The sequence below is a fragment of the Frigoribacterium sp. AC512 genome (assembly GCF_979258295.1).
This window is the reverse complement of record NZ_OZ409850.1, coordinates 310,898-331,183: the sequence shown is the minus strand read 5'-3', so window position 1 is coordinate 331,183 and position 20,286 is coordinate 310,898. Positions and strand designations below refer to the sequence as shown.

The 20,286-nt window shown below is 74.1% G+C and carries 18 protein-coding genes; 6 read left to right on the top strand and 12 right to left on the bottom strand.

Features of this window, described 5'->3' with window-relative positions; translation table 11 throughout:
- Positions 1-52 precede the first annotated feature (52 nt).
- Entirely contained in the window at positions 53-2,248 is a 2,196-nt protein-coding gene (locus ACZZ97_RS01420) for an alpha-galactosidase (RefSeq protein WP_463472029.1), read from the top strand.
- 175 nt (positions 2,249-2,423) lie between these two features.
- Positions 2,424-2,708 carry a hypothetical protein gene (locus tag ACZZ97_RS01415; protein WP_463472028.1) on the top strand — a complete coding sequence of 95 codons (285 nt, stop codon included), beginning with the start codon at positions 2,424-2,426 and terminating at the stop codon, positions 2,706-2,708.
- Between the two features lie 34 nt (positions 2,709-2,742).
- On the opposite strand, the gene ACZZ97_RS01410 is transcribed toward ACZZ97_RS01415, so the two are convergent.
- The 8 genes from ACZZ97_RS01410 to ACZZ97_RS01375 form a co-directional block, all read right to left on the bottom strand.
- On the bottom strand, positions 2,743-3,336 hold the full coding sequence (locus ACZZ97_RS01410; protein WP_314103663.1) for a TetR/AcrR family transcriptional regulator: 594 nt from the start codon (positions 3,334-3,336) through the stop codon (positions 2,743-2,745).
- Positions 3,337-3,502: 166 nt separating this feature from the next.
- Positions 3,503-4,546, bottom strand: coding sequence for an SDR family NAD(P)-dependent oxidoreductase (locus ACZZ97_RS01405; protein ID WP_463472027.1), 1,044 nt, complete (start codon positions 4,544-4,546; stop codon positions 3,503-3,505).
- A gap of 213 nt (positions 4,547-4,759) precedes the next feature.
- Positions 4,760-5,455 carry a YqjF family protein gene (locus tag ACZZ97_RS01400; RefSeq protein ID WP_463472026.1) on the bottom strand — a complete coding sequence of 232 codons (696 nt, stop codon included), beginning with the start codon at positions 5,453-5,455 and terminating at the stop codon, positions 4,760-4,762.
- Between the two features lie 198 nt (positions 5,456-5,653).
- Positions 5,654-6,472 (bottom strand): SDR family oxidoreductase, encoded by an 819-nt coding sequence (locus ACZZ97_RS01395; protein ID WP_463472025.1) that lies wholly within the window; start codon positions 6,470-6,472, stop codon positions 5,654-5,656.
- 96 nt (positions 6,473-6,568) lie between these two features.
- Positions 6,569-7,423 (bottom strand): cytochrome c oxidase assembly protein, encoded by an 855-nt coding sequence (locus tag ACZZ97_RS01390; RefSeq protein ID WP_463472024.1) that lies wholly within the window; start codon positions 7,421-7,423, stop codon positions 6,569-6,571.
- The gene (locus tag ACZZ97_RS01385) at positions 7,416-7,958 is read right to left on the bottom strand and encodes a DUF2243 domain-containing protein (protein ID WP_463472023.1); all 543 of its coding nucleotides are present in this window, start codon (positions 7,956-7,958) and stop codon (positions 7,416-7,418) included. The genes ACZZ97_RS01390 and ACZZ97_RS01385 overlap by 8 nt, the downstream gene beginning before the upstream one ends.
- A gap of 66 nt (positions 7,959-8,024) precedes the next feature.
- Positions 8,025-8,429 carry a hypothetical protein gene (locus ACZZ97_RS01380; protein ID WP_463472022.1) on the bottom strand — a complete coding sequence of 135 codons (405 nt, stop codon included), beginning with the start codon at positions 8,427-8,429 and terminating at the stop codon, positions 8,025-8,027.
- Between the two features lie 320 nt (positions 8,430-8,749).
- On the bottom strand, positions 8,750-9,487 hold the full coding sequence (locus ACZZ97_RS01375) for an SDR family NAD(P)-dependent oxidoreductase (RefSeq protein ID WP_463472021.1): 738 nt from the start codon (positions 9,485-9,487) through the stop codon (positions 8,750-8,752).
- 76 nt (positions 9,488-9,563) lie between these two features.
- On the opposite strand from ACZZ97_RS01375, the gene ACZZ97_RS01370 reads away from it, so the two are divergent.
- The 3 genes from ACZZ97_RS01370 to ACZZ97_RS01360 all read left to right on the top strand — a co-directional run bounded on the left by ACZZ97_RS01370 (position 9,564) and on the right by ACZZ97_RS01360 (position 12,899).
- A complete protein-coding gene (locus ACZZ97_RS01370) occupies positions 9,564-10,181 on the top strand; it encodes a hypothetical protein (RefSeq protein ID WP_463472020.1) in 618 nt (205 codons plus the stop codon).
- Between the two features lie 124 nt (positions 10,182-10,305).
- Complete coding sequence (locus ACZZ97_RS01365; RefSeq protein ID WP_463472019.1) at positions 10,306-11,169, top strand: DUF1775 domain-containing protein; 864 nt, start codon at positions 10,306-10,308, stop codon at positions 11,167-11,169.
- Positions 11,170-11,510: 341 nt separating this feature from the next.
- On the top strand, positions 11,511-12,899 hold the full coding sequence (locus ACZZ97_RS01360) for a PepSY-associated TM helix domain-containing protein (RefSeq protein ID WP_463472018.1): 1,389 nt from the start codon (positions 11,511-11,513) through the stop codon (positions 12,897-12,899).
- A gap of 159 nt (positions 12,900-13,058) precedes the next feature.
- On the opposite strand, the gene ACZZ97_RS01355 is transcribed toward ACZZ97_RS01360, so the two are convergent.
- The 4 genes from ACZZ97_RS01355 to ACZZ97_RS01340 all read right to left on the bottom strand — a co-directional run bounded on the left by ACZZ97_RS01355 (position 13,059) and on the right by ACZZ97_RS01340 (position 18,901).
- Positions 13,059-15,512: a beta-xylosidase/alpha-l-arabinosidase gene (locus ACZZ97_RS01355; protein WP_463473743.1), complete on the bottom strand. Its 2,454-nt coding sequence runs from the start codon at positions 15,510-15,512 to the stop codon at positions 13,059-13,061.
- A gap of 134 nt (positions 15,513-15,646) precedes the next feature.
- Positions 15,647-16,588, bottom strand: a complete 942-nt coding sequence (locus ACZZ97_RS01350) for a carbohydrate ABC transporter permease (RefSeq protein ID WP_463472017.1) — start codon at positions 16,586-16,588, stop codon at positions 15,647-15,649.
- Positions 16,585-17,607, bottom strand: coding sequence for a carbohydrate ABC transporter permease (locus ACZZ97_RS01345; RefSeq protein ID WP_463472016.1), 1,023 nt, complete (start codon positions 17,605-17,607; stop codon positions 16,585-16,587). The genes ACZZ97_RS01350 and ACZZ97_RS01345 overlap by 4 nt, the downstream gene beginning before the upstream one ends.
- Positions 17,608-17,614: 7 nt before the next feature.
- Entirely contained in the window at positions 17,615-18,901 is a 1,287-nt protein-coding gene (locus tag ACZZ97_RS01340) for an ABC transporter substrate-binding protein (protein ID WP_463473742.1), read from the bottom strand.
- A gap of 161 nt (positions 18,902-19,062) precedes the next feature.
- On the opposite strand from ACZZ97_RS01340, the gene ACZZ97_RS01335 reads away from it, so the two are divergent.
- Positions 19,063-20,094, top strand: a complete 1,032-nt coding sequence (locus tag ACZZ97_RS01335; RefSeq protein ID WP_463472015.1) for a LacI family DNA-binding transcriptional regulator — start codon at positions 19,063-19,065, stop codon at positions 20,092-20,094.
- The last annotated feature ends 192 nt before the right edge of the window (positions 20,095-20,286 follow it).

The window sequence follows — 20,286 nt, the reverse complement described above, 5'->3', positions numbered from 1 at the left end:
AAACGTCGAGGTCGACCCCCTCGGCAGCACGCGACCCCGCCAGAGGAGCACGATGACGACGCCGTCCGACCCCACGACCGACCGGACCACCGACCCCGCGACGGTAGGGCCCACGGCTGACGCGATCCCTTCGGTCGTCCACCTCACCTCGGGCGGCGTGAGCGTCGTGCTCGACCTCGGCGCAGGCCGCCTGCCCGTCGTCGCCTGGTGGGGCGCCGCCCTCGGCGACCTCTCGGCGGACGAGCTCGACGCCGTCGTCCGCGGCGGCCTCGCCGGCGTCGTGCCGAACGAGCTCGACGAGCCCGAGGTCGTCGAGCTGCTGCCCCTCGCCTCCGGCGGCTGGCGGGGCCAGCCCGGCCTCGAGGGGCACAGTGCCGGGACGTCCTGGACGCCGCTCTTCCGGGCTGAGGCCACCACGCTCGAGGGCCGCGTCCTCACCGTGCACGGCGTCGACGAGCAGTCGGGCCTCGCGGTCGACGTCGTCGTCGAGCTGCTCGGGTCGGGGCTGCTGCGCAGCCGCGCCGCGGTCACCCGCACCGCCGGCGACGAGTTCGTCGTCGACTCGCTGCAGATCGCCCTGCCCGTGCCCCGGCGCGCCCAGGAGGTGCTCGACCTCGCCGGCCGGTGGGGCCGCGAGCGCGCCCCGCAGCGGCTGCCGTTCGTCGTGGGCGCGCACCTGCGCGACTCGCGGCGCGGACGGACCGGGGCCGACGCCTCCTTGGTGCTGGCCGCCGGCACGCCCGGCTTCGGCTTCTCGTCCGGCGAGGTGTGGACGCTGCACGTCGCGTGGAGCGGCGACCACCGCGAGTACGCCGAGCGCATGGCGAGCGGCACGAGCGTGATCGGCGGCGGCGAGCTGCTGCTGCCCGGCGAGGTGCGGCTCGCGGCCGGCGAGACGTACCAGGGGCCGTGGGTCTACGCCTCCTGGGGGCGAGGCCTCGACGCCGCCGCGGCGCGGTTCCACGAGCACCTCCGGTCGCGCGACGGGCACCCCTCGTCGCCGCGGCCCGTCGTCCTCAACACCTGGGAGGCCGTCTACTTCGACCACGACCTCGACCGGCTCGTCGAGCTCGCGCGCGCGGCCGCCGAGGTCGGCGCCGAGCGGTTCGTGCTCGACGACGGCTGGTTCCGCGGGCGGCGAGACGACACGGCCGGCCTCGGCGACTGGTTCGTCGACGAGACGGTCTGGCCCGACGGCCTCGAGCCGCTGATCGGCGCCGTCCGCGAGCTCGGCCTCGACTTCGGCATCTGGGTCGAGCCCGAGATGGTGAACCCCGACAGCGACCTGGCCCGCGCCCACCCCGAGTGGATGCTCGCGCCGGCCGGCCGGCTCCCCATGACCGGGCGCAGCCAGCAGGTGCTCGACCTCGGGCACCCCGAGGCGTACGCGTACCTGCTCGAGCGGCTCACCGACCTGCTCGGCTCGCACGACGTCGCGTACGTCAAGTGGGACCACAACCGCGACCTGCTCGAGGCCGGCCACTCCCCCACCGGCACGCCGGGCGTGCACGAGCAGACCCTCGCGCTCTACCGCCTGCTCGACGAGCTGCGCGGGCGGTTCCCGGCCGTCGAGATCGAGTCGTGCTCGTCCGGAGGCGCCCGAGCCGACCTCGGCGTGCTCGAGCGGACCGACCGGGTCTGGGCCAGCGACAACATCGACCCGCTCGAGCGCCAGCAGATCCAGCGCTGGACCTCTCAGCTGCTGCCCGGCGAGATCACGGGCTCGCACGTCGGCTCACCGCACTCCCACTCGACCGGCCGCACGCACACCGTGGCGTTCCGCGCCGGCACCGCGCTCTTCAGCCACTTCGGCATCGAGTGGGACGTCTCCCGGGCCTCGGCCGACGAGCGCGCCGAGCTGGCCCGGTGGGTCGACCTCTACAAGGAGGTGCGACCGCTCGTGCACACCGGTCGCGTCGTGCGCGCCGACCACGTCGACGAGTCGTCGCTGCTGCACGGGGTCGTGTCGCAGGACGGGTCGGACGCCCTCTTCGCCTTCGTCCAGCTGACGACGCCGCTCACCTCGGCGACGGGGTCCGTGCCGCTGCCCGGGCTCGACCCGGCCCGCCGGTACCGCGTCGAGCTGCAGGCGCCCGGCGACGTGCCCCGCACGCGGTCCGACTCGCCGCCGCCGTGGGTCGTCGACGGGGGCGTCGTGCTGTCGGGCGGCGTGCTCGCCGAGCAAGGGCTGCAGCTGCCCGCCCTGCACCCGGAGCAGCTGCTGCTGCTGCGCGCGACCGCCCTGTAGGAGGCGCGGGCCGGCCTTGGCCCGCTTCTCGCGAGTCGTAGGCGAGAAGGGGCGACATGGACGCGGGCCCCCGCCGACGACGTCCCTTCTCGCCCATGGAGCCGCTCGGGTCCCTCGGGGGGCGATCACCGCCTCCTGGGTGTCGCCCCTCGGGACACGGCGTACGCTCGCGCCCATGACCAACGACGATCACAGCAAGCGGCCCTCCGAGGCGACCACGGACACCGACGACCCCACGTTCGACAGCCCGCGCAGCGACGAGACGATCGACGAGATGCAGTCGACCCCCGTGTCGGACTCCCCCGCCGTCGACGACGACATCGACGAGGACGCGATCACGACCCTGCCCGGCACCGGCGGCCCGGACGACGTCGGCACGGTCGAGGTCGACCCCGACGACCTGAACATGTCGGGCGACTCGATCCCCGGGCACCCCAAGCCGGGCCCGCCCAAGCAGTAGTCCGCAGTCGCGCGCGGGTCGGCAGCCGCTGCCCTCAGGCGCCGACGCCGTCCCGGAGGAGTCGGACGGCGCCGTCGACCGACTCCTCCGTCAGGTCCCGCCGCGTCACGATGTGGTAGCTGAGCAGACCCACCAACGCCTCGACCGCCGTCGCGATCGGGGCGCCGGCGCGCACCTGACCGGCGGCCGCCGCGCGGTCGAACCGCGCCTCGAGGGCCACCCTCGTCACCGTCGTGAGCTGCTCGTCGTAGCGCGCCGCCACCTCGTCGTCCTCCGCGGTCGCCGCCGACGTCGCCCTCAGCAAGGCGGCCGTCGACGGCGTCGCGAGCGCGCGGCCGAAGTCGCGCAGCCACCCCGCGACGTCGGCCCAGACGTCGGCGCTGTCGGTCTCGGGGCTCGGCACGGCGAGCCCGGGCATCAGGTGCCCCTCGAGGACGCCCTCGGCCACGAGCGCCGCCTTCGACGACCACCAGCGGTAGATCGTCTGCTTGCCGACGCCGGCCGCGACCGCGACCCGGTCGAGCGACAGCTTGTCGTAGCCGCGCTCGGCGAGCTCGTCGCGGGTCGCCAGCAGGATCGCGAGGCGCGCCTCCTCGCTGCGGGCCCGGCCGGGTCGTGTCGTCACCATGCCTCCAGCTTCGCCCATCCGCGGCTCGTGACCGCGCCGTCCCCTCCTCATTCAGGACGTTGAGTCCTGAGTTCGCGTTGCGCAGGACTCCCGGGCCTGGATCGTGCACAGGTCAGGAGGCGGCACGCGACATCTCCTGAATCGTGCGAGCACCGGAGTCCGCGGCCTACTGCACCGACCAGCCGCCGTCGCTGGCGAGGATCGCACCGTTGATGTTGACCGCGTCGTCGCTCAGCAGGAACGTGATCGACGCAGCCAGCTCCTCGGCGGTCGCGATGGTGGGGATCGCCGCCTGGAACGGCCGCAGCCGCGCCGACCCGACCTCGGACACGGTCGCCGGGAAGGGGATCCCCGTCGCGACCCCGCCGGGCGCCACCGCGTTGACCCGGATGCCCTGGCCGGCGTACATGAACGCCGCCGACTTCGTCAGGCCGACCACGCCGTGCTTGGACACCGTGTAGGCGTTGCCCGAGGCGTTGCCGCGCAGCCCGGCCTCGGAGGCGACGTTGACGACCGAGCCGCGACCCGCCTCCTGCATGAGCGGCAGCACCGCCCGCGAGAGCTTGAACGCGCCGGTGAGGTTGACGGCGATGACCTTGTCCCACATGGCGTCGCTCGTCTCGTGCAGCGGCGAGAAGTCGTCGTTGATGCCCGCGATGTTCGCGAGGGCGTCGATGCGCCCGTCGGCGGCGGCGACGATGCGGTCGACGTCCGCCTGCGCCGTGATGTCGGCGGCGACCGTGACGAGGGGGACGTCGAGATCCGGCAGGTCGGCGACGAGCGCCTCCAGCTTGTCGGCGAAGAGGTCGACGGCGACGACGCGGCCGCCCTCACGGGCCACGCGGGAGGCGGTGGCCCGGCCGATCCCGGAGGCCGCGCCGGTCACGATGACGGTCTTGCCCGTGAACCGGCCCGGCGTGGCCTTCTCGCGCCAGGGGCCGGTGCCGTCGTCGTCGCCGTGCACCGCCTCCTCGGGGAGCACGCCGCCGTTGGCCCGGAGCACGAGGTCGTCGACGACCGCCTGCGGCAGCTGGCCCTGGCTCAGCGCGACGAGCTGCTGCAACGGCAGGCCCCGGACGGGAGCGAGCGACGACTCGTCGAACGCGCCTCCCTGCCCGAGGACCTCACGGACGAGGGCGCCGCCCTCGGGGTGGTCGAGCCAGTCGCCGATGGAGGTCGAGCCGGTCAGCGGGCGGTCGTTCGTGGTCATGGTGTCTCGCTTCCTCGCGTTCAACGAGACCGTTTGTCTCGTTTTGGTGAGGGTAGGGGCGGAGGCTGAGCGTCAGCCGCGCGAAGGGTCGACCGCACGAGCTGGCGCAGTTCAGGACCCGTGCCTTCCGCTTTCCTGATCCGTGCACGATTCAGGACTGCGCCTCCCCCCGCCGCACGGCTCAGGACCGATCGTCCTGAACGAGGAGGACCCTCAGCCGCGTGAGTACCGGACGACGACGCCCGGCGACCACGTCGTGAGGTCGGGCTCGTGGTCGACGAGGCCGGGCAGGCCGGCCGCCGCGAGCAGCTCGTCGTCGAGGCGGGTCACCGTCGCGGTCCGCAGGGGCCACGGCTCGTGGGCCCTCCGCCACCAGCGGGTCCGGCCGAGGGAGGCGGCGTGCACGCCCCAGCGCTCCGTCAGGAACTCGAGGGCCGGGTCGGGCACGACCACCTCGTCGCCCGGGGCGACGCGGACGAGGCTGCCCGCACCTCCTCGGTGCCGCTGCGTGCGGTGCGCGACGTCGTCCGGCCGCACGCGGGACCCGGCCCGGGCCCAGACGTAGGGCAGGCCGATCGTGCGCGCGGCGAGCACCGCCGGGAGGTGCTGCGTGTCGATCGAGCGGTAGGCGACGCCCTGTCGACCCCGGTCGTCGATCGTCGCGAGCTGGACGACGATCTCGGTCATCGTGCCGAGCCGGCCGAGCCTCGGCAGGGGCGGCACCGTGCTGTCGACGAAACGGTAGGCGACGAGGCTGGCCCAGGCCGTGCCGTCGTGCTCGTCGGGGCGGGTGCCGGGCGGCACGAGCGGGGCGACGAGGTCGGGCTCGACCCGCCAGTGCAGGCCGACCACCTCACGCCAGTCGTGCTGCGTGACGGGTCGGTGCGGGAGCGGAGGGGCGGCGGACACGCGTCCGTTCTACGCCCCGCCGCGCGTTGCGCGCCGCGCGTCATGCGCCGCAGACGGGCGAGTCCGTCGCTGCCGGGCGACCACGACGGCCCGAGACCGACGAACTCGCCCGTCTCGGGCTCGACCTGCCCCCGCAGGCCGCGGAGGCTCAGCCCTGCGACGACCCCTGGCGACGGCGACGGCACTCGGCAGGCGGAGTCAGTACGCCGCAGACTGCCCGCCGTCGATCGGCACGACGGCCGCGTTGACGTAGGAGGCGTCGTCCGAGAGGAGGAACGCGACGACCGACGCGATCTCGGGAGCCTCGCCGTAGCGCTTCGTGGGGTTTCCCTGGATGAACTGCTCGGCTGCACCGCGGGGGTCGTCCGCGCTGATCTGCTTCATGGAGGCCTCGACCATCGGCGTCCAGATGGCACCCGGGGCGATCGCGTTGATGCGGATGCCGAACCGGCCGTACTCGACGGCCGAGTTGCGGGTCAGGCCGACGACGCCGTGCTTGGCCGCGGCGTAGCCGGACTGGTTGCCGACGCCGCGGATCCCGCCGACGCTCGCCGTGTTGACGACCACGCCCGAGCCCTGGCGGCGCATCACCGCGAGCACCTTCTCGAGGCCGAGGAACACGCCGCGCAGGTTGATCGCCACGACCTTGTCGAACTCGTCGGCCGTGAAGTCCTCGGTGAGGTTCTGGCGGCCCTCGATGCCGGCGTTGTTGAAGAAGCCGTCGATGCGCGAGAAGCGCTCGAGGGTGGCCGCGACGTAGGAGTCGACCTCCGCCTCCTTCGAGACGTCGGCGACGACGGTCAGCACCTCGGCGTCGGGCGTCGACGAGCGGATCGCCTCGACGCTGTCGGCGAGGCCCTTCTCGCTGACGTCGACGAGGGCGAGGGAGGCGCCCTCCGCGGCCAGGCGGACGGCGGCGGCACGGCCGAGGCCGGAGCCCCCGCCGGTGATGAGGACGACCTTGCCGGCGAACCGGTCGACGGCGGGCGTGGGGGCAGGTGCGGGCGTGGTGGTCATGGTGCTCTCCTGGCTTCGACGATGAAGGGCTCGGAGCTCGGGGATGCCGCGAGTCCTGGTCCCGGGGAGACGCGGCACGCCCTCCCGGGACGCCGTCTACGCTACACCTGTCGTCCTGGGCGACGACTGCTCGGCAGACTGCGCACCGCGCGCCCGCCGCCGACGGGCCCGCTGCGACCAGAGCACGACGACCAGGGCCAGGTCGACCGCGTCGCCGCCGAGGTACATCACCAGGGCTCCCGCGCGGGCGTCCGGCCCGACGCCGGGCGGCGGGTCGACGGCGAGCGTCGCCGCCAACACGTCGTGCGCAGCGAGCGCGAGCACGACGACCGCCGACCGGACCACGAAGGAGGCGCGGTGCGGGTCAGGGTCGACGCCCACCAGGGAGGCGGTGAGGAGGTACCCGGAGACGAGCACGTGCACCGACACGAGCGCTCCGAGCAGCGGCACCTCGTGCGACGCCGACCACAGGTCCGTGCGGAACAGGAGCCAGAGTCCGCCGACGCTGAGGACGGCCGCGACGACGGGGTGGGAGACGACCCGGACCGGGACGCTGCGCAGCAGCCGCACGAGTCGACGTGCCGGGACAGGGTCGAGGGTCCGCAGCATCAGGGTGACGGGAGCCGCGGGCACGAGGAGGAGCGGCGCGGCCATCCCGAGCAGCAGGTGCCCGACCATGTGCGCGACGAGGTCGGCGTGGTCGGCCGCCGCCGTCGGGCCGAGGGCTCCCGCGACGGCGGCGGCCACGCCTGCCGTCCAGAGGACGCCGCGGCGGCGCGGCCAGGGGCGTCGCGTCGACGACCGCCGCGCGGCCAGCAGGTAGGCGGCGACCGAGACGGCGGCGAGGCCGAGCACGACCGCCTCGACGGGGACGCCGGAGGAGCCGTGCTGGTGCCCCGCCGGCGGCAGGACCCCGAGCACGGCCGTGGGCAGGTGCGCCAGCTCAGGCACGGCCGCGGAGACCGAGGTCGGCAGGGTCGGCAGGGTCGGCAGGGTCAGCGGGGTCAGCAGGGTCAGCGCGGTCGGCGCGCGGGCGCCTGCTCCGCACGACGAGCAGGGCACCGACGACGAGCAGCAGCACGGCCACGCCGTTCCACGCGAGGTCGTAGGGCAGCAGGTCGACGCCGTACCGGATCTGGTGCAGCCCGAGCAGCGCGTGCTGCACGAGCCCGTCGTACAGCTGGAAGCCGCCGAGACCGAGCGACACGCCGCCCCACCAGCGTGACCGCCGGACGGGGCAGGCGCGCTGGAGGTCGGCGAGCAGGTACAGCCCGCCCACCGTGGCGAACCAGCCGAAGGCGTGGAAGAGCCCGTCCGAGACCAGGGCCGCGCGCGGGGTCGACCCGTCCCAGAAGTGGTGCCAGCCGAGCACCAAGTGGAACACCGCCTGGTCGACGAAGGAGGCGACGCCCACGCCCAGCAGGGCTCCCGACACCAGCACGGCGGTCCGTCCCGACGGCGCGAGCCCCCGGCGGGCTCCGGTCATCTCGGCTGGGCCGGGTCGGTGGGGTCGCCCTGCGACGGCGGGTTCATCGGCGGACCTCAGCGTCGCTCATCGCTGCTCCTCGGCGACGTCGGTGATCGGCTGGCCGTGGGCGGAGGGGTCCGCTCCGTCGGTCTCCGCGCCCTCGGGCTCGACGCCCTCCGGCGTCTCGGTGGTCAGCACGACAGGGTCGGCGGTGAGCCCCGCCGCGGTCTCGCTCAGGGTGTCGTCGTCGCCCTCGGCGTCGGCGATGGACGGCCCGGGCGTGCTGTCGGTGGTGTCGTCGGCGAGGCCCCCGTCGATGCCCGCGGCCTGCACCACCTCGGACGAGTCGGTGTCCTCGGGCAACGGCTCGGTCTGGCGGGCCTCGTCGACGTGGCCGACGCCTCCCTGGCCCTGGACGATGCCCTGCGCCTCGTGGCGCAGCTGCTCGTCCTGCTCGGGGTCGTGCTTCGTGTTGCCGCGCTCGATCACGAGACCGCTCCCGTCAGCGCCGGGACTCGGCCGGCGGACGCGTCGGCGGGCGAGCCGGCTCTGCCCCTGGCGTGAGCGTGTCTGGCGTGAGCGTGTCTGCCGCGAGGGTGGCTGCCGTGAGGGCGGCCGTGGTTCACGTGCTCGTTCAGGGCTGTGGCCTTGTCCACGACGGAGACCAGGAGGACGTAGGCGACGATGCGGGCGAAGCCGCGTGTGGGGATCGGCATGTCCCCGTCGTACGCGTCGTCGGAGCCCCGATCCGGGGGTTGCCAAGACGGACGATCGCGAGGTAGTGAGGGTCTGTCAGGACGTTGGGGCGATCAGCGCTCGGGCAGCTCGACCCCGGTCGCCTCGGCGAGCGCCACGAGCAGCTCGTCCTGGAAGGACTCGTCGAGAGCCGCCGCCTCGGGCTGCTGCTGCCGGTCGTGGTGCCAGTACGCACCGCTGACGTCGGAGTCGGCGCCCTCGCCGACCACGAGCCGGTCTTGCGTGCGGTGGCCCAGCTCGAAGTCGTCGGGGGCCGAGGGGCCGCCCATCTTCGTCGCGACCCAGCCCGGGTCGACCGAGGCGGTGAAGAGGGAGGGCGAACGACGCGCCACCGCGGCTGACAGGGCCGTGGCGAACAGCTTGCTGTCCGAGTAGCTGCCCGTGGCGCGCGCGCCGCTCCAGTCGATCCCTTCGAGGGAGGCCGTGCCGCTGCGGTGCATCCCGCTGCTGAGGTAGACGTGCCGCGTCGGGTGCTCGAGCAGCGCGGTGAGCAGGTACGGCGCGACCACGTTGACCGGGAGCAGCGGCGCGCCCGAGTAGACGCCCGCGTTGTGCACGACGCCGTCGAGGGCCGGGCCGTCGTCCAGCTCGCGGACCGCGCGGAGGACTTCGTCGCGCACGCCGAAGTCGGCGACGAGGAGGCGCGCACCCCGCTCGAGGAGGCCGGCCACCGCCTCCCTCCGCTGCTCGCCCCGCACGTGCACGACGACGTCGTGCCCCTGCTCGAGGAGGGCCGCGGCCGAGCCGTGCCCGAGGCCGTCGGAGGAACCGGTGACGAGGAGGTGTGCCATGCGGGCCATCCTGCACCCTGCCCCCGACACCGTCCCGCGCTCGGCTACCGTGGGACAAGACCCCCAGGAGGCCCCCGTGGACGCACGCCGGCAGCGAATGCTGCGCGCCGCGCTGTCCGCGGGCGTCAGCACCCTCGTCACGGCCGCCGCGCACGCGCTCGGCGGCGGCACGTTCCCGCCCGCGCTGCTGCTCGGCACCGCCGTCGTCGTCAGCGTGCTCGTCTGCTTCGCGCTCGGCGGCCGCCGGGTGACGCTGCCCCGGCTCGTCGTCGCCGTCGCGGCGACCCAGGGCCTGCTCCACGCCGTGTTCACGCTCGCGGGCGGCATGGCCCCGATGACCGACGACCAGGGCGCAGGAGGCGCGGGCGGCGCGCACGCCGGCCACCACCTCCCCGGAGCCGCCGTGCTGCCCGAGCTCGCCGCCGGAGCCCACGACGGCAGCATGGTCGGCGCGCACGTCGTGGCCGGTCTCGTGACGATCGCGTCGCTCCGTGCGGGGACGTCGGCCGTGCGGCAGCTCGTCCGCGCGCTGGGGCTCGTGCTCGTGCGGCTCGTCGCCCGCGCGGTCGCGCTCGTCGTGCCGCACCGTCCGCGCGGGGCGGTGCGCGTCGAGCGCGCGCCGCGGCCGCTCGTGACGCTGCTGCTCGCGACCACGCGCGCCCTCAGGGGCCCGCCGGCCCCGGCGACGACCTAGAGCCGCGCGCGCCTCCTGACGGCGAGTGCGGCGTCGTCCGTGCTCGACCGCTCCCGTCGGTCCGGCCCGGCACGGCCTCCCCTGTCGCCGCGGGGTCCGCCCCGCCTGCCCGAAGGACACCTCCATGCGCCCACGCGCCCGCACCTCCTCCCCTGCCCGCACTTCCTCCCCTGCCCACAGCTCCTCCCCTGCCCAGGCCGACGCCATCGCGACCGCCGGCGCACGCGCGACCAGCAGCCGCCCGCGCCTCGTCGGTGCTGTCGTCACGTCGGCGGCCGGGCTCGCCCTCGCCCTGGCGGCGCCCGTCGCCGCCCAGGCCCACGTCGAGCTCGAGGCCTCGTCGACCGCCCCTGCGATGCTCAGCGTGCTGACCTTCGCGGTCGGCCACGGCTGCGAAGGGTCGCCCACCACCTCCCTCGCCGTCACGTTCCCCGCCGAGGTGCAGGCGGTCACGCCGACGATCAAGCCCGGCTGGTCGATCACCGAGGCACCGGCCGTCGCAGCAGTCGGTGCCGAGACCGCCGAGACCGCCGAGGCCGACACCGACACCGGGGCGGCCACCGGCACGACCGTGACCTGGACGGCCGACCCGAGCTCCGCCCTCCCCGACGGCTTCCGCGACACGGTCGCCGTCTCGGCCCTGCTCCCGGTCGGGGGCGCGGCAGGCGACCTCGTCGCGTTCCCCACCGTGCAGACATGCGAGGTCGGCTCGTACGACTGGGTCGAGGTCGCCGAGCCGGGCTCCGACGCGCAGCCCGCGTCGCCGGCGCCTGTCCTGACCCTGACCGACGCGGACGGCGGCGGAGCGGGTGCCGGCGGCACCGACGACGCGACCGGCTCGCCGGAGGCGGCCGCCGCTTCCTCCGCACCTGCTCCCGTCGATGAGACGGCCAGGGCCCTCGCCCTGGGTGCCCTCGTCGTGGGAGTCGTCGGGCTCGTCCTGCTCACGACGACCCTGCGCCGTCGCGCTGCAGAGGCCCGCCGATGAGCGCGAGCGCCCCTCCCGTCCCCGCTCCCGCTGATCCGTCACGAAACGGAACAGCAGAGACACCGCCCACGCCACCAGCCGATCCGTCACGAAACGGAACAGCAGAGACACCGCCCACGCCTCCAGCCGATCCGTCACCGAACGGAACAGCGGAGACACCGCCCACGCCCCCAGCCGATCCGGCACGTGACGGAACAGCCCAGACGCAGAACAGCACCCCCGCTCGCGAGCTCGGCGCACCCGGCGGCCCGCGAGCGCCCCTCGCCGAACGGGCCGCACCCGGCGGGATCGGCAGCTGGCTCGGCCCGCTGCTGCTCCGACTGCACTTCTGGGCAGCCATCGTGGTCGGGCCGTTCATCCTCGTCGCGGCGCTGACCGGAGCGGCGTACGCCCTCGCGCCGACGCTCGAGAAGGTCGTCCACGCCGACGAGCTGACCGCGCCGGGCACCGGGGCAGCGCTCCCCCTCGCCGACCAGGTCGCCGCGGCCGAGGAAGTGGTGGGCGACGGCGGCGAGCTCGTCGCCGTGCGTCCCGCGCCCGAGCCGGGCGACACCACGCGCGTGCTGTTCACCGGCGACGACCTGATCGAGAGCCAGACCCGGGCGATCTTCGTGGACCCGGCGACGGCCGAGGTCCGCGGCGACCTGCCCGTCTACGGCACGAGCGGCTCGCTGCCGCTGCGGACGACGATCTCCGACCTGCACCGCAGCCTCGGGCTGGGCGACGCCGGCCGCCTCTACAGCGAGCTCGCCGCCAGCTGGCTCGGCGTCGTCGTGCTCGCGGGCCTCGGCCTGTGGATCGCCCGCCGACTGCGGGCACGTGGGCCAGGGAAGGCGAGGGCACGTGCACGCCGCGACCTCGTGCGGCCCGACCTGCGGGCGACCGGCCTGCGTCGGTTCTTCTCGTGGCACGCCTCCGTCGGCATCGTGTTGACGGTCGGGGCCCTGTTCCTCTCGGCGACGGGCATCACCTGGTCCCAGCACGCAGGCGACAACGTCACCGCGCTGAGGGCCGCGCTCAGCTGGACCGCCCCGGCGCTCGACACCGCCCTGCCCGCCGAGGGCACGAGCACAGGAGATGCGGGCACGAGCACAGGAGGCGCAGCACCCGAGGCCGAGGACGTCGCGGCCGACCCCCACGCCGGCCACCACGGAGCCGCCGTCCCCGGTGCGTCCGAGGTCGACCCTGCCCTGTTCGACGACGTGCTCGCCGTCGCGCAGACGGTGAACGTCGACACCGGTCTCGTCGAGGTCAAGCCGCCCGCCGACGCCGACAGCGCCTGGACCGTCACCGAGATCAAGCGGAGCTGGCCGACCCAGGTCGACTCCACGGCGGTCGACGGCACGACGCTCGCCGTCGTCGACCGCACCGACTTCGCGGACTACCCGGTCATGGCGAAGCTCGCGCGGTGGGGCGTCGACACGCACATGGGCACCATGTTCGGGCTGCCGAACCAGCTCCTCCTGGTGGTCACGGCCCTCGGCGTCGCCGCGATGGTCGTGTTCGGCTACCTGATGTGGTGGCGGCGAGGCCCTGCAGGAGGCGCGGGCCGCCTCCGTGCCGGACGCCCTGCTCCCGCAGGCGCCCTCGTCCGCGCCCCGTGGCAGGGCCTCGTCGCGGTGGTCGCCGTCGGCCTCGTCGTCGGGCTGTTCCTGCCGATGGTCGGCCTCGGGCTCGTGCTGTTCGTCGTGGTCGACGCCCTCGTGACGGCGGCCCGCACCCGCGCGTAGCCCGCACCCGCGCGCTCAGCGGCCGAGCTACACCCCCTGCCCGGCGCTGCACCCTCAGTTCCAGGGGTGCAGCGCGGGTTCATGGGTGCAGCTCGGCCGCGGGACGGGCCGCGGGCCGGGCCAGAGGCCGGGCCCGGCGAGCCGTGCCGCGGGCCGGGCTCAGCGCAGCTCGACCTCGACCGTGACCACGCGGGCGTCATCGAGCCCGACGAGGTGCACCGGTCCGGTGATCGCGAGGGCCGCCTCCGTCTCGCGCACGGCGCACGAGGCGCCGACCCAGAGCTGGACGGCGCCGGGCTCGACCACGCGGCGCATCCGGCGGTCACTGAACGCGAGCCGCTGCGTCGGCACGTGGAACGTGACCCGCGCCTCCTGCCCCGGCTCGAGCTCGACCCGGGCGTAGCCGAGCAGCTGCGCGACCGGACGGGTCACCGAGGCGACGACGTCGTGCGCGTAGAGCTGCACCACGTCGGCGCCGGCCCGCCCGCCCGTGTTCCGCACCGTCACGGTCGCGGTGAACGCGCCTCCTGCGGGCACCTCGCCCGAGCCCGAGTCCGAGCCCGAGCCCCTACCCGTGTCCGAGCCCGCGTCCGAGCCCGAGCCCCGACCCGAATCCGAGCCCGCGTCCGAGTCCGAGCCCGAGCCCGCACCCGAGCCCGCACCCGCACCCTCGACGACGAGGCCCGACCGCTCGAAGGTCGTGTACGAGAGGCCGTGGCCGAACGGCAGCACCGGCGTGCTGTCTGCGCTCGTCACCTCGCTCGGGCCGCCGAGCAGCGGATGCAGGTACGAGAAGGGCTGTGCGCCCGCCGACCGCGGCAGCGAGACGGGCAGCCGACCCGACGGCACGACGCTGCCCGAGAGCACGCCGGCGATCGCGGGTCCGCCCTCCTCTCCCGGGAAGAACGCCTGGACGACCGCAGCCGGGGCGCCCGGCCCCGAGACGGCCCAGCCGATCGCGTAGGGACGACCGGACAGCACGACCAGCACGACCGGGGTGCCGGAGGCGACGACCGCCTCCACGAGGTCGCGCTGCGGCCCCGGCAGCTCGAGGCTCTCGACGTCGTTGCCCTCGCCGACGGTGCCGCGGCCGAAGAGCCCGGCGCGGTCGCCGACCACGACGACGGCGACGTCGGAGGCAGCTGCCTCGCGGACGGCCTCGTCGATGCCCGAGCGGGCGTCCGCGTCGAGAGCGCCCTCGACCGCGCAGCCCGGCACGACGACGAGCTCGGCGGCCGGCAGCTCCTCGCGGAGCGCCTCCGCCACCGTCGGCACGGCGATGCCCGTCGGCACCCCGGGGTGGTGCGCCAGCACGTGGTTGACGAACGAGTAGCAGCCCATCAGGGCCTCGGTGCTGTCGGCGTTCGGGCCGATCAGCGCGACGCGAGCCGGGCCGGCAGCCGCATCAGCACCAGCACCAGCACCGGCACCAGCACCGGTACCGGCACCGGCACCGGCGCCCCCGCCCAGCGGCAGCACCCCGTCGTTCGTCAGCAGCACGACCGACTCGTCGGCCAGGCGGCGCGCGACCGCGCGGTGCGCCGGGCTGTCGAGGTCGATCTCGGTCGGCGGCCCGGCTGCCTCCGCAGCGTCGAGGGCGGCCTCGTCGAGCAGGCCGAGCTCCTCCTTCTCCGCGAGCACGCGGGCGACCGCGAGGTCGACCAGCGTCTCGTCGACCAGCCCGGCCCGCACGCGCTCGGCGAGCGGGGCGAGGTAGGCGTCGCCGGTGGGCAGCTCGACGTCGATCCCCGCCTCGAGGGCGAGCGCCGCGGCCTCGCCCCGGTCGGCGGCGACGGCGTGCATCACCTCGAGGAAAGCGACGGCGAAGTAGTCGGACACGACGACGCCGTCGAAGCCCCACTCCCCGCGCAGCAGGTCGGTCAGGTACTCGGGCGTCGACCCGACGGGCACCCCGTCGACCTCGGCGTACGAGTTCATCACCGAGCGCACCCCGCCGTCGCGCACGGCCATCTCGAACGGCGGCAGCAGCACGTCGGCGAGGTAGCGCGGCCCGACGTTCGCAGGGGCGTGGTTGCGGCCCGCGTCCGAGAGCGAGTAGCCGACGAAGTGCTTGAGCGTGGCGTGCACCCCGGCCGACTGGAGGCCGCGCACGTAGGCGGTGCCGATGGTGCCCACGACGTACGGGTCCTCGGCGATGCACTCGTCGACGCGTCCCCACCGCGGGTCGCGGACCACGTCGAGCACCGGCGCGAGGCCCTGGTGCACGCCGAGCTCGCGCATGGAGCCGCCGATCAGCGCCGCCATCCGCTCGACCAGGTCGGGATCGAAGGAGGCGCCCCACGCGAGAGGCGTCGGGAACGTCGCGGCCTGCCAGGCGGCCAGGCCTGTCAGGCACTCCTCGTGCACGATCGCGGGGATGCCGAGACGCGTCTCGGTGCGCAGCCGGCGCTGCTCCTCCCACAGCCAGGAGGCGCGCTGCACCGGGTCGACCGGTCGCGTCCCGTAGACCCGGGTCAGGTGCCCCAGCCCGTGCTCGGTCGCCGCTCCGTAGTCGTCGCTGGGGGTCATCGCGCCCTGCATCGGCGCCACGGCGCCGCCGCCCTGGTCGACCCACCAGCCGACCAGCTGGGCCAGCTTCTCGTCGAGCGACATGTCGTCGAGGAGGCGGCGGACGCGGTCGCTGAGGACGAGACCGGTCGCGCTCGTCGCGGCCCGCGCCTCCTCGGCTCGGCCCTCGGCCCGGCCCTCGTCGCCGTGCCGTCCGGTCGTGTGCTGCATCTCGATGGTCATCCCTTCACCGCCCCCGTCAGGCCGCCGACGATGCGGCGCTCGAACAGGCTGAAGAAGATCAGCGCGGGCAGCATCGACAGCGCCGTGAAGGCGAGCACCCGGGCCGTGTCGACCGAGTACTGCGACGAGAACGCCTGCACGCCGAGCGGCAGGGTGAACGTCGACGGGTCGTTGAGGATGAACAGCGGCAGCAGGTACGAGTTCCACGCGCCGATGAAGGCGAGGATGCCGACCGTGATCACGCCGGGCAGCGACAGGCGCACGACCATGCGGAAGAAGAAGCCGAGACGGCTGCAGCCGTCGATGAACGCGGCCTCCTCGATCTCGTCGGGGATCGCCCGCAGGAACGGCACGAGGATGATGATCGTCGTCGGCAGCGCGAAGGCGATCTGCGGCAGGATCACCCCTGCCAGCGAGTTCGTCAGCCCCAGGTCGCGGATCACGAGGTAGAGCGGCGTGATGGCGACGGTCATCGGGAACATCAGCCCGGCGGCGAACAGCGCGTAGAGCACCCCTCGCCCGGCGAACCGGTAGCGCGCCAGCACGTAGCTCGCGGCGAGGCCGAGGGCGACCGTGCCGATCGTGGTGGCCCCGGCCGAGATCAGCGAGTTGCCGACCTGCCGCCAGAAGGTACCGCCGGTCAGCACGTCGAGGTAGTTGCCGACCTGCCAGGGGCTCGGGAACCCGGAGGGGTCGGTCGTGATCTGCGCGTTGGTGCGGAAGCCGCCGATCACGATGAACGCCACGGGGGCGAGCATCGCCACGATGACGACCACCGCGACCACGTACGCGACGCCGCGCCCGGGGTCGGCGATGCCGCGCCTCCTGCGGGGCGGCCGGCCGGCCGCGGACCGGGGGGTGCGCGCGGGTGCGCCCACGCCTCCGCCGTCCGGGCCCGCCGCGCCGCGGGGGCGGGCAGGCAGGGTGCTGGCGGTCATGACTCGTCTCCTGACGTGGTGAGGGCGCCGGCCGTGTCGCGCCGCAGCACGAAGCGCTGGTAGACGAGGGCGACGACGAGCGAGATGAGGAACAGCACCACGGCGACGGCGTTGCCGTAGCCGTAGCTGCCCGAGGTGCGGCCGTTTGCGACCATGTACGTCGCCATCGTCGAGGTGCCGGCGGTGGCAGCGATGTACTGGCCCCAGATGATGTAGACGAGGTCGAACAGCTGCAGGGAGCCGATGATCGACAGGAACGCCCAGATTCGCAGGGTCGGGCCGAGCAGCGGCAGCGTGATGCGGCGCTGGATCTGCCACCAGCTCGCGCCGTCGATCGCCGCCGCCTCGCTGAGCTCCTCGGGCACGCCCTGCAGGCCGGCGAGGAACAGGATCACGGCGAAGCCGACGTACTTCCATGTGATGATGACGAGCAGCGTCCAGATGGCGATGCTCGGGTCGGCGAGCCAGTCCTGGGCGAGCGAGCCCAGGCCGACCTTGGCCAGCATGTCGTTGACGGCTCCGCTGCCCTGGAGCATGAGGCTCCAGCCGGTGCCGACGACGACCTCGCTGATCACGTAGGGCACGAAGATCAGCACCCGGATCAGCGACTGCCCGCGCAGCTTGCGGTTCAGCAGCAGGGCCAGGCCGATCGCGACCGGCCCCTGCAGCACCAGCGAGAGCACCACGATCGTGGCGTTGTGGCGCAGGGCGTCGAGGAACGTCGCGTCCTGGAAGATCGTCAGGTAGTTGCGGAACCCGACGAAGTCGGTCGGGGGGCCGAAGCCCTGCCAGCTGAAGAAGCCGTAGTAGGCGGCCATCACGATCGGGAAGACCACGAAGGCCAGGAAGACCACGAGGGCCGGGCCGACCAGCAGCGCGATCTCGAGGCCTCGGGCACCACGCCCCTGCCGGGACACGGCCCGGGAGGCCGCCGGGGGCGAGGCGACTGCCTCGCCCCCGGCGGTGGCGTGAGCCCCCGAGGGTGCGGCGGGCCGCACGGAGGGTTCGCGGAGGCTCACGAGGGGCCTACGCCTTCTTGGCGGCCGCGTCGACGGCGTCGACGAACTCCTGCGGCGTGCCGTCGCCCGAGAGCAGGTCGACCACGGCGACGTTCATCGCGTTGCCGACGTTGAGGCCGTAGACGGTGTCCAGCCACTGCGAGACGAACGGGGCGTCGTTGTAGGCGGCCAGCACCTCCTGCAGGTAGGGCTCGGTAACGGCCTCCTGGGCGACCGTGTTCACCGGAGGCGCGTTGAAGGCCTTGTAGTAGGCCTCCTGCACGTCCGGGGTGGCCAGGTAGTTCAGGAAGTCGACGCACGAGTCGGGCGCACCGGCCGAGCACGAGTAGCCGTCGACGCCGCCCATGATCGCGCCGGGCTCGCCGTCGCCGCCGTCGATCGCGGGGAAGGGGAACCAGCCGAGGTCGGGCAGCGGCTTCGCGTCGGGGGTGAGGGAGGCGATGACGCCCGGGTCCCACGCGCCCATCAGCTCCATGCCTGCCTGCTTGTTGGCGATCAGGCCGGCCGAGCTGCCGGCGCCCTGCTGGGCTGCCGTGGTGAGGAAGCCCTCGTTGAAGGGCTCGGTGTCGCGGAAGTCGGCGAGGTCCTGCGCCGCGTCGACCCAGCAGGGGTCGCTGAAGTCGCGGTCGGTCGCGGCCTGCTCCAGGGTGTCGCTGCTGCAGGCGCGCAGGGCGAAGAAGAAGTACCAGTGCGCGGCGGGCCAGGCGTCCTTGGCGCCGAGGGCGACGGGCTGGGTGCCTGAGTCCTTCAGCGCGGCGACGGCGTCGTCGAGCTCGTCCATCGTCGTGGGGGGCGTCGTGATCCCGGCCGCCGAGAAGACGTCCTGGCTGTACCAGAAGCCGCCGGGCAGCACGGCGATCGGCATCGAGTACACCTTGCCGTCGATCGAGCCGGCCCCGAAGGTGCCCTCGCTGATGTCGGCGCGGGCGTCGTCCGAGATGCCGTCGGTGATGTCCTTCACCTGGCCGGCCTGGACCATCGCCTGGAGCTTCCCGCCGCCGCGCTGCAGGAACACGTCGGGGGCGTCGCCCGAGTTGAGGGCGGTCTGCAGCTTGCTGTCGAAGTCCTCGTTCTGGACCGTCTGGACGTCGATCGCGACGTCGGGGTTGGCCTCCGTGAAGTCGGCCGCCGCCTGCGTCCAGAAGTCCTGGCCGGGGCCGGTGGTGGAGTTCTGCCACAGGGTGAGGGTGCCGTCGTCGGCCCCGCCTCCGCCACCGCCTGCGCTGCAGCCGGTCAGGAGCCCTGCTCCCATCAGCAGGGCTGCGGACCCTGCCAGGAGTCGCCGGGTCGTCATCGTCTTGCTCGGCATCGTTGCCACCTGTTCCTCGTCGTTGAGCGGCCGTGGTCGGCCCGTGACGCAGCGCTCCGATGTGCTGCGTCGGACCAGTGTCAGAAATGCCCGAAGGAGTGTCAAACGTTTTCGAAAACCATTTCGACGGCGCTAGGCTCGCGCTCGTGAACGCCCGTCCGACCATCCACGACGTCGCCGCGGCGGCGGGCGTCTCGCTCGCGACCGTCTCGAAGGCGGTCAACGGCCGCTACGGCGTCTCCCCCGAGACGACGGCGAAGGTGATGGCCGTCGTCGACGCGCTCGGCTACGAGTCGAGCCTCGTCGCCAGCAGCATGCGGGCCCGGCGGACCGGGGTGATCGGCGTGCTCGTGGCCGACTTCGAGCCGTTCAGCTCGGAGGTGCTCAAGGGCGTCGGCACCGCCGTGCGCCAGCTGGGCGCCGAGTACGACCTGCTCGCCTACAGCGGCGCGCACCAGGGCGGCGCCGACGGCTGGGAGCGGCGCTCGCTCAGCCGCCTCAGCGGCACCCTCATCGACGGCGCGATCCTCGTCACCCCGTCGGTCCTCACGACCACCACAAGCGTGCCGGTCGTCGCGGTCGACCCGCACAAGGGGCGTGCCGACCTGCCGAGCGTCGAGGCCGACAGCCGAGGAGGCGCGGTGCAGGCGGTCGAGCACCTCGTCTCGCTGGGGCACCGGCGCATCGGGTTCCTCGCCGGGCGGCCCGACCTGCGCTCCGCGTCGCTGCGCGAGGCCGGCTACGCGGACGCGCTCCGCTCGGCGGGCATCCTGCGCGACCCCGCGCTGACCCGCGACGGCGACTTCGAGATGGGCGCCGCACGCCGCGCCGCCCGGGAGCTGCTCGACGTCGGGCCGGCCGACCGCCCGACCGCCGTGTTCGCGGCCAACGACCTGTCGGCGATCGCCGTGCTGCGCACAGCCCACGAGCTCGGCCTGCGCGTGCCCGACGACCTCAGCCTCGTCGGGTTCGACGACATCCCCGAGGCCTCGCGGGAGCAGCCGGCGCTGACGACCGTGCGGCAGCCGATGCACCGGCTCGGCACCGTCGCCACGACGATGCTCTTCACCCTGCTCGAGGGCGGGGTCATCGACCGGCCCGAGGTGCAGCTGCCGACGAAGCTCGTCGTCCGCGGGACGACGGGGCCGGTGCCGGCGCCGGTGCCTTCGCGCGGGTAGCTGTCGCGCGGGCCTGCCTCACGGCTCAGGAACCGGCTGCCCCGTTCACCTGGATCGTGCACGACTCAGGACAGAGAGTCCCCGCTGCGCGGATCAGGACCCGTCTTCCTGAATGAGGAGAGGAACACGGAGCGGGGACGGCGAAGGCCCCCGCCGCAGAGCGACGGGGGCCTTCGGGTGCTGCAGGTCGAG

Excerpts from the sequence above, each read along its gene's own strand:
- ACZZ97_RS01410 (WP_314103663.1), bottom strand. The coding sequence starts at position 3,336 with ATGGTGACGACACGACCCGGCCGGGCCCGCAGCGAGGAGGCGCGCCTC.
- ACZZ97_RS01420 (WP_463472029.1), top strand. The coding sequence starts at position 53 with ATGACGACGCCGTCCGACCCCACGACCGACCGGACCACCGACCCCGCG.
- ACZZ97_RS01350 (WP_463472017.1), bottom strand. The coding sequence starts at position 16,588 with ATGACCGCCAGCACCCTGCCTGCCCGCCCCCGCGGCGCGGCGGGCCCG.
- ACZZ97_RS01385 (WP_463472023.1), bottom strand. The coding sequence starts at position 7,958 with ATGACCGGAGCCCGCCGGGGGCTCGCGCCGTCGGGACGGACCGCCGTG.
- ACZZ97_RS01355 (WP_463473743.1), bottom strand. The coding sequence starts at position 15,512 with ATGTCGCTCGACGAGAAGCTGGCCCAGCTGGTCGGCTGGTGGGTCGAC.
- ACZZ97_RS01340 (WP_463473742.1), bottom strand. The coding sequence starts at position 18,901 with ATGACGACCCGGCGACTCCTGGCAGGGTCCGCAGCCCTGCTGATGGGA.
- ACZZ97_RS01395 (WP_463472025.1), bottom strand. The coding sequence starts at position 6,472 with ATGACCACCACGCCCGCACCTGCCCCCACGCCCGCCGTCGACCGGTTC.
- ACZZ97_RS01405 (WP_463472027.1), bottom strand. The coding sequence starts at position 4,546 with ATGACCACGAACGACCGCCCGCTGACCGGCTCGACCTCCATCGGCGAC.
- ACZZ97_RS01365 (WP_463472019.1), top strand. The coding sequence starts at position 10,306 with ATGCGCCCACGCGCCCGCACCTCCTCCCCTGCCCGCACTTCCTCCCCT.
- ACZZ97_RS01375 (WP_463472021.1), bottom strand. The coding sequence starts at position 9,487 with ATGGCACACCTCCTCGTCACCGGTTCCTCCGACGGCCTCGGGCACGGC.
- ACZZ97_RS01415 (WP_463472028.1), top strand. The coding sequence starts at position 2,424 with ATGACCAACGACGATCACAGCAAGCGGCCCTCCGAGGCGACCACGGAC.